This window comes from Muricoccus nepalensis, from assembly GCF_006438825.1.
Lineage (GTDB): Bacteria > Pseudomonadota > Alphaproteobacteria > Acetobacterales > Acetobacteraceae > Roseomonas > Roseomonas nepalensis.
On record NZ_RCZP01000004.1, the window covers coordinates 111657 to 124128 of the forward strand.

The 12472-nt window shown below is 74.0% G+C and carries 12 protein-coding genes and 1 tRNA gene; 8 read left to right on the plus strand and 5 right to left on the minus strand.

Annotated features, from left to right (window positions below; all coding sequences use genetic code 11):
* The first annotated feature begins 3 nt into the window (after positions 1–3).
* Positions 4–1833, plus strand: a complete 1830-nt coding sequence (locus EAH89_RS06940; protein WP_140882071.1) for a gamma-glutamyltransferase family protein — start codon at positions 4–6, stop codon at positions 1831–1833.
* A gap of 14 nt (positions 1834–1847) precedes the next feature.
* Entirely contained in the window at positions 1848–3080 is a 1233-nt protein-coding gene (locus tag EAH89_RS06945; protein ID WP_140882072.1) for a metal-dependent hydrolase family protein, read from the plus strand.
* Here the strand turns inward: EAH89_RS06945 and EAH89_RS06950 are convergent.
* Positions 3077–3406 (minus strand): YnfA family protein, encoded by a 330-nt coding sequence (locus tag EAH89_RS06950; RefSeq protein ID WP_140882073.1) that lies wholly within the window; start codon positions 3404–3406, stop codon positions 3077–3079. The two genes, EAH89_RS06945 and EAH89_RS06950, sit on opposite strands and share 4 nt — an antisense overlap.
* A gap of 46 nt (positions 3407–3452) precedes the next feature.
* On the opposite strand from EAH89_RS06950, the gene EAH89_RS06955 reads away from it, so the two are divergent.
* The 3 genes from EAH89_RS06955 to EAH89_RS06965 are packed head-to-tail and all read left to right on the plus strand — an operon-like array spanning position 3453 to position 4676.
* A complete protein-coding gene (locus EAH89_RS06955; RefSeq protein ID WP_140882074.1) occupies positions 3453–4154 on the plus strand; it encodes an ATP12 family chaperone protein in 702 nt (233 codons plus the stop codon).
* Complete coding sequence (locus EAH89_RS06960) at positions 4151–4426, plus strand: acylphosphatase (protein WP_140882075.1); 276 nt, start codon at positions 4151–4153, stop codon at positions 4424–4426. The genes EAH89_RS06955 and EAH89_RS06960 overlap by 4 nt, the downstream gene beginning before the upstream one ends.
* Before the next feature lie 55 nt (positions 4427–4481).
* Complete coding sequence (locus EAH89_RS06965) at positions 4482–4676, plus strand: hypothetical protein (protein ID WP_140882076.1); 195 nt, start codon at positions 4482–4484, stop codon at positions 4674–4676.
* 4 nt (positions 4677–4680) lie between these two features.
* Here EAH89_RS06965 and mtgA read toward each other — a convergent pair whose 3' ends face one another.
* Positions 4681–5331 carry a monofunctional biosynthetic peptidoglycan transglycosylase gene (gene mtgA / locus EAH89_RS06970; RefSeq protein WP_241666891.1) on the minus strand — a complete coding sequence of 217 codons (651 nt, stop codon included), beginning with the start codon at positions 5329–5331 and terminating at the stop codon, positions 4681–4683.
* A gap of 391 nt (positions 5332–5722) precedes the next feature.
* Between mtgA and EAH89_RS06975 the strand changes: the two genes are divergently transcribed.
* Positions 5723–7099 carry a DEAD/DEAH box helicase gene (locus EAH89_RS06975; protein WP_140882077.1) on the plus strand — a complete coding sequence of 459 codons (1377 nt, stop codon included), beginning with the start codon at positions 5723–5725 and terminating at the stop codon, positions 7097–7099.
* Positions 7100–7147: 48 nt separating this feature from the next.
* Here the strand turns inward: EAH89_RS06975 and EAH89_RS06980 are convergent, their stop codons facing one another.
* Positions 7148–8911 carry a cation:proton antiporter domain-containing protein gene (locus tag EAH89_RS06980; RefSeq protein ID WP_140882078.1) on the minus strand — a complete coding sequence of 588 codons (1764 nt, stop codon included), beginning with the start codon at positions 8909–8911 and terminating at the stop codon, positions 7148–7150.
* 116 nt (positions 8912–9027) lie between these two features.
* A complete protein-coding gene (lipB, locus tag EAH89_RS06985) occupies positions 9028–9708 on the minus strand; it encodes a lipoyl(octanoyl) transferase LipB (RefSeq protein WP_140882079.1) in 681 nt (226 codons plus the stop codon).
* A gap of 23 nt (positions 9709–9731) precedes the next feature.
* On the opposite strand from lipB, the gene EAH89_RS06990 reads away from it, so the two are divergent.
* Positions 9732–9817 (plus strand) — tRNA-Leu (locus tag EAH89_RS06990).
* Between the two features lie 108 nt (positions 9818–9925).
* Here the strand turns inward: EAH89_RS06990 and EAH89_RS31740 are convergent.
* Positions 9926–10114 carry a hypothetical protein gene (locus EAH89_RS31740; protein ID WP_140882080.1) on the minus strand — a complete coding sequence of 63 codons (189 nt, stop codon included), beginning with the start codon at positions 10112–10114 and terminating at the stop codon, positions 9926–9928.
* 93 nt (positions 10115–10207) lie between these two features.
* On the opposite strand from EAH89_RS31740, the gene EAH89_RS07000 reads away from it, so the two are divergent.
* Positions 10208–12472: an NADP-dependent malic enzyme gene (locus EAH89_RS07000; RefSeq protein ID WP_140882081.1), complete on the plus strand. Its 2265-nt coding sequence runs from the start codon at positions 10208–10210 to the stop codon at positions 12470–12472.

Here is a 12472-nt window from a genome sequence, read left to right on the forward strand (position 1 = left end):
GCCATGCCCGGCTTCACCACCCGCCCCGAGCTGCGCGGCACCTTCGGGGCCGTCTCCTCCACCCACTGGCTCGCCTCCTCGGTCGGGATGGGGGTGCTGGAGCGCGGCGGGAACGCCTTCGACGCCGCGACCGCCGCGGCCTTCGTGCTCCAGGTGGTGGAGCCCCACCTGAACGGGCCGGGCGGCGACGCGCCGATCATCGCCTGCCCGGCGGGGGCCGCGGAGCCGGTGGTGATCTGCGGCCAGGGGCCCTCCCCGGCGGCGGCCACGATGGAGCGGATGCTCGGGCTGGGCTTGGACCTCGTGCCCGGCTCCGGCCTGCTGCCGGCCTGCGTGCCCGGGGCCTTCGGCGCCTGGATGACCCTCCTGCGCGACCACGGGACGATGCCGCTGCGGGAGGTGCTGGCCCCCGCCATCGCCTACGCGCGCGACGGGCACCCACTGGTGCCGCGCATCCCCGCCGCCATCGCCGCGGTGAGGGACCTTTTCGAGACGCACTGGCCGACCTCCGCCGCGATCTGGCTGCCGGGCGGGAAGGTGCCGGACGAGAACCGGCTGTTCCGCAACCCCGCGCTCGCCGCGACCTACGAGCGCCTTCTGGCCGCGTCCGAGGGCGCGGGGTCGCGGGAGGCGGCGATCGGGCGCGCGCTCGATTACTGGTACCGCGGCCCCATCGCCGAGGCGGTGGACCGCTACTACCGCGAGGCGGAGGTCTGGGACGTCTCCGGCCGCCGCAACCGCGGGCTGCTGACGGGGCAGGACATGGCGGCGTGGGAGGTTCCGGTGGAGCGGCCCATCAGCGCCGACTACGGCCGCTATCGCGTCTTCAAGTGCGGGGCCTGGAGCCAGGGGCCCTCCTTCCTGCAGGCGCTGGGCATCCTCTCGGGCCTCGGGCTGGACGGGATGGACCCGGTGGGGCCGGACTTCGTCCACGCGACGGCCGAGGCCATCAAGCTCGCCTTCGCGGACCGGGACTGCTGGTACGGCGACAGCGCGCCGGTGCCGCTGGAGGCGCTGCTGTCGCCCGCCTACGCGGCCGAGCGGCGGGCGCTGATCGGGGGCGAGGCCTCCCACGAGTTCCGGCCCGGCCGCCCCGACGGGCGGGCGCCGGTGCTGCCGCCGCTGCGCGCGGCCGGCACGCTGACGGAGCCGCGCGTCGGCACCGGCGAGCCGACGGTCGCGAAGGAGGACGCGCGGGCCCGCGAGGGCGAGGCGCTGACGACCGCGGGCGGCACGCACCGCGGCGACACCTGCCATGTCGACGTGGTGGATCGCTGGGGCAACATGGTGGCGGCGACCCCTTCGGGCGGCTGGCTGCAATCGAGCCCGGCGGTGCCCGGCCTCGGCTTCGCGCTCACCGTGCGCGGGCAGATGTTCTGGCTCCGGCCGGGCCTCGCCTCCTCCATGGCGCCGCGGGTGCGGCCGCGGACCACACTGACGCCGAGCTTCGCCTTTCGGGACGGGAAGCCCTACCTTGCCTTCGGCACGCCCGGCGGCGACCAGCAGGAGCAGTGGTCGCTGCTGCTCTTCCTCCACCACGTCCACCACGGGATGAACCTGCAGGAGGCGATCGACGCCCCCGCCTTCCACACGGACCACGCCCCCTCCTCCTTCTGGCCGCGCGAGACCGCGCACGGGACGCTGACGCTGGAGAGCCGCTTCCCCGGGGCCACCGTCGCGGAGCTTCGCCGGCGCGGGCACGCGGTGACGGAGGGCGGGCCCTGGTCGGAGGGCCGGCTTTCCGCCTGCGCGCGAGAGGCGGAAGGGGAGACGCATGTCGTCAAGGCCGCGGCCAATCCGCGGGGCATGCAGGGTTACGCGGTCGCGCGGTAAGAGGAAGACAACGGATGACGTCCTACCTGTTCACCAACGGCGGTTTCCTCGAGCCCGGCGCGACCGCGCTGCGGGGCGGGGTGGAGGTCCTCGTCGAGGACGGGCGCGTGCGGGAGGTCTCGGACAAGCCGATCGCCTCCGCCGCGGCCACCCGGATCAACCTGCGGGGCCGCACCCTCATGCCCGGCCTCGTGGACGCGCACGTGCACGTCATCGCGGCCATGGTGAACCTCGCGGAGAACGCGGCGCAGCCCTCCTCGCTCGCGATGATGCGAGCGGCGCTGGTGATGGAGGGGATGCTGATGCGCGGCTTCACCACCGTGCGCGACCTCGGCGGCGCGGAGCCGGGCATCGCCGTCGCCGTGGAGGAGGGGCTGATCGACGGGCCGCGCGTGGTGCCCTGCGGCAAGGCGCTGGGGCAGACGGGCGGGCACTCGGACTTCCGCCAGCGCTCCGACGACCGGGAGGGGGTCTTCGCCAACCGCGTGGGCTCGCTCGGCCGCATCTGCGACGGGGTGGACGCGGTGCGCCGCGCCGCGCGGGAGGAGATCAAGTCCGGCGCGCGCTTCATCAAGATCATGGCGAACGGCGGCGTTGCCTCGCCGAACGACCCGATCCACGCCCTCGGCTTCTCGCGCGACGAGATCCGGGCGGCGGTGGAGGAGGCGGAGAACGCCGGCACCTATGTCGCGGCGCATCTCTACACGGACAAGGCGATCCGCCGCGCGGTGGAGTGCGGCGTCCACTCGCTCGAGCACTGCAACCTCATCCAGGCCGAGACGGCGGAGCTGGCGGTGAAGGCGGGCGCGATCGCCTGCCCGACCCTCGTCGCCTACGAGGGGCTGGCGATGGAGGGCAAGGCGCTCGGCCTCGGGCCGGAATCGGTCGCCAAGATCGAGACGGTGCGGACGGCGGGACTCGAATCCCTCGACATCATGCGACGCGCGGGCCTGCCCATGGCCTATGGGTCGGACCTGCTGGGCGGGCTGCACAAGTACCAGTCCATGGAGTTCGAGATCCGCGCCCGCGTGCTGCCGGTGCACGAGGTCATCGATTCCGCCCTCACCCTCGCGGCCCGGCTCTGCCAGATGGAGGGGGAGATCGGCGTGCTGGCCCCGGGCGCGCGGGCGGACCTGCTGGTGGTGGAGGGCAACCCGCTGGAGGACCTCTCCGTCCTCGCCAACCAGGGCGCTGCGATGCGGGCGATCATGCGGGACGGGCGGTTCTTCAAGAACGAGCTCAACTAGCGCCCCGGGGAACCGCCCCAGAGGATGACCCCGGCGCCCGCGAGGCACAGCGCGGTGCCGCCGAGGTCCCAGGCGTCGGGCACCCGCCCCTCCACCGCCCAGAGCCAGGCGAGGGAGGCGGCGACGTAGATCCCGCCATAGGCGGCGAAGGCCCGGCCGGCGGCCGAGGCCTCGGAGAGGGTCAGCAGCAGGGCGAAGGCGGCGAGCGAGAGGGCGCCGGGCAGCAGCACCCAGGCCGGCCAGCCCAGCCGCCGCCATCCCCAGACCGCGAAGCAGCCGCCGATCTCGGCGAGCGCGGCCAGCGCGTAAACAGCCACCGTTCCCATGGCCGCCAGCTTGCCACGCCACCCCCTCCGACCCCAATTGCGGGCCATGAAGCGATTCTGGGAACAAGCCGCCGTCCAGCCCGTGGACCAGGGCTGGGGCATCGCCCTCGACGGCCGCCCGCTGCGCCTGCCGGGCGGCACCACCCTCCACCTGCCGAGCCGCCCGCTCGCCGAGGCGGTGGCCGCGGAGTGGGACAGCGCCGGCGGCGGCAAGGGCCGCGAGATGTCGATGGAGGAGGTGCCGCTCACCCGCCTCGTCGGCACGGCGGTGGACCGGATCGCGCCCAACCCGGCGCCGAGCGCCGCCGCCATCGCCGAGTACGGGGAGAGCGACCTTCTCTGCTACCGCGCCGAGGACCGGCGCCTGGCGGCGCTCCAGGCAGAGGCCTGGCAGCCGATCCTCGACTGGGCGGCGCTGCAGCACGACGCGCCGCTGCGGGTGACGACGGGCATCGTCCACGTGGCCCAGCCCCCGGACTCGCTGCGCGCGCTCCACGCGGCGGTGGCGGCGCACTCGGCCTTCGGGCTCTCGGCGCTGGGCATCGCGGTGCCGGCCATGGGCAGCCTGGTGCTGGGGCTGGCGCTCTCGGCCGGGCGGATCGACGCGGCGGAGGCGCACCGGCTGGCGATGATCGACGAAACCTACCAGGAGTCCTTCTGGGGCACGGATGCCGAGGCCGAGGCGCGTCGGGTGCGGATCGCGGCGGACATCGCGCTCGCGGCAAGGCTGCTGGAACTCTCCCGGTGACGCCGCGCCTGCTGCGCATCCGGGGGCGCGTGCAGGGCGTGGGCTACCGCGACTGGCTGGTCGGGGAGGCGCGCGGGGCCGGGCTCAGCGGCTGGGTGCGCAACCGGGCCGACGGCTCTGTGGAGGCGCTGCTCGCCGGCGGGGAGGACGCGGTCGGCGCCGTGCTGCTCGCGGCCCGCCGGGGCCCGCCGGCGGCGCGGGTGGAGGCGATCGAGGAGAGCTTCGGCCCCCTGCCGGAGGAACCGGGCTTCCACAAGCGCCCGACCCTCTGACGGGCATCCGCCGCTCGCGGCCGGCGTTCCCTTTGCTGGAACCGAGGAGCCGATCATGAGCGACAAGCCAGACCCCTCCCCCGAGCCCGCCGAGAAGGCGAACCACACCGAGGGCGGCGCGCCCACCGACGAGGCGCATGAGGAGGCGGGCGACGGCACCCTCTCGGGCTCCGTGCCGGCCGGGCTGAGCTCGCGGGAGCTGCGGGACCTGGCCAAGGGCGGCAAGACCGACGACGGCGGGACGGGCTGACGGGCTAGCGGAGGCAGTCCAGCAGGGGGCCGAGCTGGCCCACCCGCCGCTCGATGACGGCGGCGCGGCGCAGGACGTGCGGCGCGGGCCGCGAGGCCGACCAGTTCAGCGGGCTCGGCAGCACGGCGGCCAGGCGCGCGGCCTCCCTCGGCGTGAGGGCGGCGGCGGGCTTGCCAAAATGGGCGCGCGCCGCGGCCTCGGCGCCGTAGAGGCCGGGGCCGAACTCCACGATGTTGAGATAAACCTCCATGACCCGCCGCTTGGGCCAGAGGAGGGCGACCTGGGGCGTCAGCCAGGCCTCGATGGCTTTCCGCAGGGGATCCCGGCCGGGCCAGAGCATCAGGTTCTTGGCGGTCTGCATGGTGACCGTGCTGGCCCCGCGCGGCCGCTCCCCGCGCCACCAGGCCCCGGCCTCCTCGCGAAGGGCGCCGAGATCGAAGCCGAGGGGTTCCCGGCAGAAGAGGTTGTCCTCCGCCGCGACGACCGACTCGGCCAGGGCGGGGGCGATGGAGGAGAGGGGCACCCAGTCCCGCTCCCAGCCGTGGCCCTGCGCCGAGCGGATCAGCATCAGGGGCGTGGCGGGCACGGGGGCGAAGCGGAAGGTGCCGATCAGCAGCGGCGGGGCGAGCAGGAGGGCCAGCGCCGCCCGCGCCAACCCGCGCCGCCACCCCGGCCGCCTGGCCGGCCGATCCGAGGGCCCCGATCGCTCCATGCCGGGGTGCTGGCGGTGCCGGAGGGTTCCGTCAAGCGGCACCGGAGCGCCGCATCTCGTGGCTTCCGGGTATCATCGCCTCCGAAACGGTACGGCCCGGACGGTCGCCATGCCTTTCATCTTGCACCGCAGCACGAATCGCCCCATCTTGCATCCCGCGCCCGGCCTCATGCCGTGGCCACGCCCCGGCCGCGTGAGACGGCCGCCCCGCGCAATGATGCGCGCGGCCCTGACCGGGGCGTCAGACCTTCCGATACCCTTGGATGCGACCGGACACGCGGGGCGCCTCCACCCGCCCTTGGCGGCCCGGGATGGGCTGCCCCGATTGGAATCCATGACCCAGTTCAACGAACTCGGCCTCGCCGCGCCGCTGCTGCGCGCGCTTGAGGAAGAGGGCTACACCACCCCCACCCCGATCCAGGCCCAGGCCATTCCGGCGGCTCTCTCGGGCCGGGACGTGCTCGGCATCGCCCAGACCGGCACGGGCAAGACGGCGGCCTTCGCGCTGCCGATCCTGAACCACATCGCCAACAACCCGCGCCGCATGCCCGCCGGCACCTGCCGGGTGCTCATCCTCTCGCCCACGCGCGAGCTCGCCTCGCAGATCCATGAGAGCGTGCGCGCCTATGGCCGCCACATCCGGCCGCGCACCGCCATCATCTTCGGCGGCGTGCCGGAGAACCCGCAGAAGCGGGCGATGTCCACGGGCGTCGACATCCTGATCGCGACGCCGGGCCGGCTGATGGACCTCATCAACCAGCGCGCCGTGCGGCTCGACGGGATCGAGGTGCTGGTGCTGGACGAGGCCGACCAGATGCTCGACCGCGGCTTCTGGCCCCAGATCCGCAAGCTGGCGGCGATGCTGCCGCGCCAGCGGCACACGATGTTCTTCTCGGCGACCATGCCGGACGACATCGCCAAGCTGGCCAAGGAGCTGATGCCCGACCCCGTGCGCGTGGAGGTGACGCCCGTCGCCACCACGGCGGAGCGGGTGAACCAGCGCGTGATCCACACCCGCGCCGACGGCAAGCGCGCCATCCTGGCCGACCTGCTGCGCGGCGAGACGGTGGGCCGCGCCCTCGTGTTCAGCCGCACCAAGCACGGCGCGGACCGCATCGTGAAGCAGCTCGAGCAGGACGGCCTGGCCGCCGGCGCCATCCACGGCAACAAGAGCCAGGGCCAGCGCGAGCGGGCGCTCGACGCCTTCAAGCGCGGCACGGCGCCGATCCTGGTCGCGACCGACATCGCCGCCCGCGGCATCGACGTGGACGGGGTGACGCACGTCATCCAGTACGACCTGCCGGAGGTTCCCGAGACCTACGTCCACCGCATCGGCCGCACGGCCCGCGCGGGCGCCTCGGGCGAGGCGGTGGCGCTGGTGGCGCCGGACGAGGTCGCCTATCTCCGCGCCGTCGAGAAGCTGACGCGCCAGCAGGTGCCGGCCGAGGGCGACATCCCGACCGGCCCCGTGCCGCGCCCGCCCTCCCGCCAGCAGCAGCGCGGCCCGCGCCGCGACGGCGGCGGCTTCGGCGGCGCTGGCCGCGGGGCGCCGCCGCGCCAGGGCCAGGGGCGTCCCGGCGGCGGGCAGTCCCAGGGTCGTCCGGGCGGCCAGGGCCGCCCCGGCGGCACTGGCCAGCGCCGGCCGGAGACGGTGGGGGGCGACCGCAAGGACCGCTCCTGGCGCGAGAGCGACTTCCGCGACGGCCGCTGAGCCGCCCGCGAACCGGTGAAGGGCGCCCCTCGGGGCGCCCTTTTTCGTTCAGGGGAGGCGTTGCAGCTCCGGCCCGGCCGCGTGCTCCAGCATCCGGCGGGCGACCTCGCTCTCGCTGAGGACGACGTGGTCGGCGCCGAGCTTCGACAGGTGCTCGGCCGCGGCGTCCGAATGGGCGCGGGCGGTGATCTCCAGCGCCGGGTTCAGGGCACGGGCCTGCTCCACCACCTGCCCGGCCTCGAAGGCCTCGGGCACCGTCACGAAGAGGCGCCGCGCCTTGGGCAGGGCCGCGGCCGCCAGCACCTCGGGGTCGGCGGCGTTGCCGAGCACGGTGGGCAGGCCGTCCGCGCGGGCGAGCGCGGCGGTGGTCTCGGCGTCCTCGAAGACGAGGACCGGGCGGCCGGCCCCGAGCAGCCCGGCGACGACGCGCGACCCGACGCGGCCGTAGCCGACGACGACATCGTGGTCCTCCATGCCCAGGTGGTCCTCGAGGTTGGCGTCGGGCCCGGCCGGCGGGAGCTCCGCCAGGACGGGGGCGGGCGCGGCGGCGGGCTCGGGGATGGGCTCGGGCGCGGGCGGGGCGGGCGGCGGCTCGGGGGCCGGGCGCGCGGCGGGGCGGGCCGCGACCGCCGCGCGGCGCTTCTCCACGAGCGCGAAGAGGAAGGGGTTGATCAGGATCGACAGGATCGCCCCGGCCAGGACGAGGTCCCTCCCCTCCGGCGGCAGCAGGCCGAGCGCGCCGCCGAGGCCGGCCAGGATGAAGGAGAACTCGCCGATCTGCGCGAGGCTGGCCGAGATGGTCAGCGCCGTGGAGGAGGGGTGACCGAAGGCGCGCACGATGACGAAGGCGGCCGCCGACTTGCCGATGACGATGATGCCGAGCACGGCCAGCACCGCGAGCGGGGCGGTGAGGAGGATGCCCGGGTTGAAGAGCATGCCGACCGAGACGAAGAACAGCACCGCGAAGGCGTCGCGCAGCGGCATCGCCTCCTCCGCCGCGCGCTGGGAGAGCTGGCTCTCGCCCATCATCATGCCCGCGAAGAAGGCGCCGAGCGCGAAGGAGACGCCGAACATCTCGGAGGCGAGGAAGGCGACGCCGAGCGCGATGGCGTAGACCGCCAGCCGGAACAGCTCGCGCGAGCCGGTATGGGCGGCCTCGTGCATGATCCAGGGAATGGCCCGGCGGCCGGCCACCAGCATGATGGCGACGAAGGCCGCGACCTTGCCGAGGGTGATAGCGAGGGTGAGGGCGAGGTCGCCGATCGAGAGCGACGCGGAGCCCTTGAGCACCGGGGCGAGGGCGGGGAGCAGCACGAGGGCGAGGACCATGGCGAGGTCCTCCACGATCAGCCAGCCGATGGCGATGCGGCCGCGCTCCGTCTCCGCGATGCGGCGCTCCTGCAGCGCGCGGATGAGCACCACGGTGGAGGCGACCGAGAGCGACAGGCCGAAGACCAGCCCGCCGCCGATCCCCCAGTTGAACAGCCAGCCCAGCCCCATGCCCAGCAGCGTCGCCACCAGGATCTGCGCGATCGCGCCGGGCAGGGCGATGGCGCGGACGGCGATCAGGTCCTTGAGGGAGAAGTGCAGGCCCACCGCGAACATGAGCAGGATGACGCCGATCTCGGCGAGCTGGTTCGCCAGGTCCTGGTCCGCGACGTAGCCGGGCGTGAAGGGCCCGACCACGACGCCGGCCAGGAGGTATCCGACGAGCGGCGACACCCGCAGGCGATGGGCCAGCATCCCGAAGACGAAGGCCAGGAGGAGGCCGACGGCGATGATGGCGATGAGCGGGGTGTGGTGCTCGGGCAATGGGGCATCCTGTTCTGGGGTCTGCGGGGGGATTACAGGCCCGTCATCCCCGCGGCCACAGACAAGCCCGTGACGACGCGGGGCGGGGACGGGCGCGCGGGGGCGAGGGTTCCGCGCTAGCCGAAGACCTCCGGCCAGGCGGCGCGGAGGGCGGAATCGACCTCCTCCATGGTGGCGGTGATGCCGAGCGCGTGCAGGCTGGTGACGCCGTGGCCGCTGATGCCGCAGGGGACGATGCCGCCGAAGTGGGAGAGGTCGGGCTCCACGTTGAGCGCGATGCCGTGCCAGGAGACCCAGCGCGAGACGCGGACGCCGATGGCGCCGATCTTGGACTCGGTGCCGGCCGCGCGGTCCTCCACCCAGATGCCGACCCGGCCCTCGCGCCGCTCGCCCCGCACGTTGAAGCGGTCGAGCGCGCGGATCATCCACTCCTCGAGCCCGTGGACATAGGCGCGCACGTCGCGCGCGGGGACGGTGCCGTGCGGGCGCGAGAGGTCGAGCATGACGTAGGCGGTGCGCTGGCCGGGGCCGTGATAGGTCCACTGGCCGCCGCGCCCGGCCTCGTAGGTGGGGAAGCGGCCGTCGAGCAGGCTCTCGGCGCGGGCGGAGGTGCCGGCGGTGTAGCTCGGGGGGTGCTCGACCAGCCAGACAGCCTCGCCGGCGGTCCCGGCGCGGATTCCGGCCACCCGCCCCTCCATCGCGGCCAGCGCCTCGGGCACGGGAACGCGATTTTCGGCAATGAGCCACGAAATCGGTGGGATTGTCGCCTCGACCCCCGTTGCCGCCTCCGCGCTCATCGGTTATAGCCCGCCGCCTGCCTGCGGTCATGGCGGAATGGTAGACGCGCCAGCTTGAGGTGCTGGTGGGGGAAACCCCGTGGAAGTTCGAATCTTCTTGACCGCACCAGCGCCCTCCTCGTTCGGGACGGGCGCTCCCCCGGCGCCCCGAGGCGCCATGTAGCGCGGCGCGGCCGCGGCTCCCAGGGGGCCGGTTGCCCGGCCCGCCCTTTCCCCCTCAGGCGCTCTCGCGGTTCTCCGGCCGGCGGTTCACCATGCCCGTGCCGTTGCAGGCGATGCAGGGCTTGCCGATCAGCTCGCCCGCGCCCTCGCATTCCGGGCAGACGACCTCGTCCGTGCCCGGCGTCCCCGCGGGGGCCTCGTCGCCGGGGCGCATGATGCGCTTGCTGCCGCCTGGCTCCGCCATCGTCGCCTCCTTTTCGGATACAGGGGGCGAACGCGGGGCGGGGGTGCCGGTTCCCGGCTGGCGCCCGGCCCGCCGCGGCGCCATAACGGGGCGATGGACGAGGATTTCCGCAAGGCCGCGCTCGACTACCACCGGCTGCCGAGGCCGGGGAAGCTGAGCATCGAGCCGACGAAGCGCATGGCCACCCAGCGCGACCTGGGCCTGGCCTATTCCCCCGGCGTCGCCGCGGCCTGCATGGAGATCGCGGGCGATCCCTCCAAGGCCTACGACTACACGACCCGCGGCAACATGGTCGCGGTGATCACCAACGGCACGGCGGTGCTCGGGCTCGGCGCCATTGGCGCTCTGGCGTCGAAGCCGGTGATGGAGGGCAAGGCGGTCCTCTTCAAGAAGTTCGCGAACATCGATTCCATCGACATCGAGGTGGAGGAGCGCGACCCCGAGAAGTTCATCGAGGCCGTGGCGGTGCTGGAGCCCTCCTTCGGCGCCATCAACCTCGAGGACATCAAGGCGCCGGAGTGCTTCGAGATCGAGCGCTCGCTGCGCGCGCGGATGAAGATCCCGGTCTTCCACGACGACCAGCACGGCACGGCGATCATCGTGGCGGCGGCCGTGCGGAACGGGCTGCTGCTGCAGGGCAAGCAGATCGCGGACGCGAAGATCGTGACTTCCGGCGGCGGCGCGGCGGCGCTGGCCTGCCTCGACCTGCTCGTCGCCATGGGCGCGCGGCGGGAGAACATCACGGTCTGCGACATCGAGGGCGTGGTCTACGAGGGGCGCGAGGTCCTGATGGACCCCTACAAGTCCCGCTACGCCCGGGCGACCAACGCCCGCACGCTGGCGGACGCGCTGCCGGACGCGGACGTCTTCCTGGGGCTTTCCGCGCCGCGGGTGCTGAAAGCGGAGTGGCTGCCGGGGATGGCGCCGAGCCCGCTGATCCTGGCGCTGGCCAATCCCGAGCCCGAGATCCTGCCCGAGGCCGTGCGCGCGGCGCGGCCGGACGCGATCGTGGCCACGGGGCGCTCGGACTACCCGAACCAGGTCAACAACGTCCTCTGCTTCCCCTTCATCTTCCGGGGCGCGCTCGATGCCGGGGCGACCACGATCAACGAGGAGATGAAGGTGGCGGCCGTGGAAGCCATCGCCCGGCTCGCGCGCGCGGAGGCGAGCGAGGTGGTGGTGGCGGCCTATGGCGGGCAGGCGCCGATCTTCGGGGCCGACTACATCATCCCCAAGCCCTTCGACCCGCGGCTCATCCTCGAGATCGCGCCGGCCGTGGCGCGGGCCGCGATGGATTCGGGCGTCGCCACCCGCCCCATCGCCGATTTCGGTGCCTACCGGCGGGAGCTGGAGCGCTTCGTCTTCCGCTCGGGCGACCTCATGCGCCCGGTCTTCGCCGCCGCCCGCAACGCCGGCCACCGCATCGCCTACGGCGAGGGCGAGGACGAGCGGACGCTGCGCGCGGTGCAGACCGTGCTCGACGAGGGCATCGCCGAGCCGGTGCTGATCGGCCGCCGCGAGGTGATCGTCGACAAGGTCCGGCGCATGGGGCTGCGCATGGACCTCGAGGGCAGCGTGACGGTGGTCGACCCCGGCGCGGACGCCGAGATCGCCGAGGCGCTACTCCCCCGCTACCAGGACAAGGTCGGGCGCCGGGGCATCCCGCCCGACGCGGCCGCCCGCGCGCTGCGCACGCGCCCCACGGTCGCCGCCACCATGCTGCTCGAGACCGGCCGCGTGGACGCGGCCATCGTGGGCGGCACGGGCGAGTGGATGACGCACTGGCACCAGGCCTTCGACATCGTCGGCAAGCGGCCGGGGGTGGGGCGCGTCTACGCGATGACCGGCGTGATCCTGCCGGCCGGCGCGCTGTTCTTCGTCGACACCCACCTGCTGGTGGAGCCGGACGCCGAGCAGGTGGCGGAGATGACGCATCTTGCCGCCGAGCAGGTGCGCGCCTTCGGGGCCGTGCCGCGGGTGGCGCTGCTGTCCCACTCCTCCTTCGGCGCCTCGGACGCGCCTTCGGCCCGGAAGATGCGCCACGCGCTGCGCCTCATCCAGGAGCGCGACCCCTCGCTGGAGGTGGACGGCGAGATGCACGCCGACGCGGCGCTCGAGCCCGCCATCCGCGACCGCGCCATCAAGGGCGGGCGGCTGACGGGCTCGGCGAACCTCCTCGTCTTCCCGAACCTCGATTCCGCGAACATCGCCTACAACCTGCTCAAGGCGGCGGCGGACGGGCTGCAGCTCGGGCCGATGCTGCTCGGCATGAACAAGCCCGTGCACGTGATGGTGCCGACCACCACGGCGCGGGGCATCGTGAACCTCTCGGCCCTGGCCGCCACGCAGCCGGGCTGA

Excerpts from the sequence above, each read along its gene's own strand:
- EAH89_RS06975 (WP_140882077.1), top strand. The coding sequence starts at position 5,723 with ATGACCCAGTTCAACGAACTCGGCCTCGCCGCGCCGCTGCTGCGCGCG.
- EAH89_RS06955 (WP_140882074.1), top strand. The coding sequence starts at position 3,453 with ATGAAGCGATTCTGGGAACAAGCCGCCGTCCAGCCCGTGGACCAGGGC.
- EAH89_RS06950 (WP_140882073.1), bottom strand. The coding sequence starts at position 3,406 with ATGGGAACGGTGGCTGTTTACGCGCTGGCCGCGCTCGCCGAGATCGGC.
- lipB (WP_140882079.1), bottom strand. The coding sequence starts at position 9,708 with ATGAGCGCGGAGGCGGCAACGGGGGTCGAGGCGACAATCCCACCGATT.
- EAH89_RS07000 (WP_140882081.1), top strand. The coding sequence starts at position 10,208 with ATGGACGAGGATTTCCGCAAGGCCGCGCTCGACTACCACCGGCTGCCG.
- EAH89_RS06940 (WP_140882071.1), top strand. The coding sequence starts at position 4 with ATGCCCGGCTTCACCACCCGCCCCGAGCTGCGCGGCACCTTCGGGGCC.
- EAH89_RS31740 (WP_140882080.1), bottom strand. The coding sequence starts at position 10,114 with ATGGCGGAGCCAGGCGGCAGCAAGCGCATCATGCGCCCCGGCGACGAG.
- EAH89_RS06945 (WP_140882072.1), top strand. The coding sequence starts at position 1,848 with ATGACGTCCTACCTGTTCACCAACGGCGGTTTCCTCGAGCCCGGCGCG.
- EAH89_RS06965 (WP_140882076.1), top strand. The coding sequence starts at position 4,482 with ATGAGCGACAAGCCAGACCCCTCCCCCGAGCCCGCCGAGAAGGCGAAC.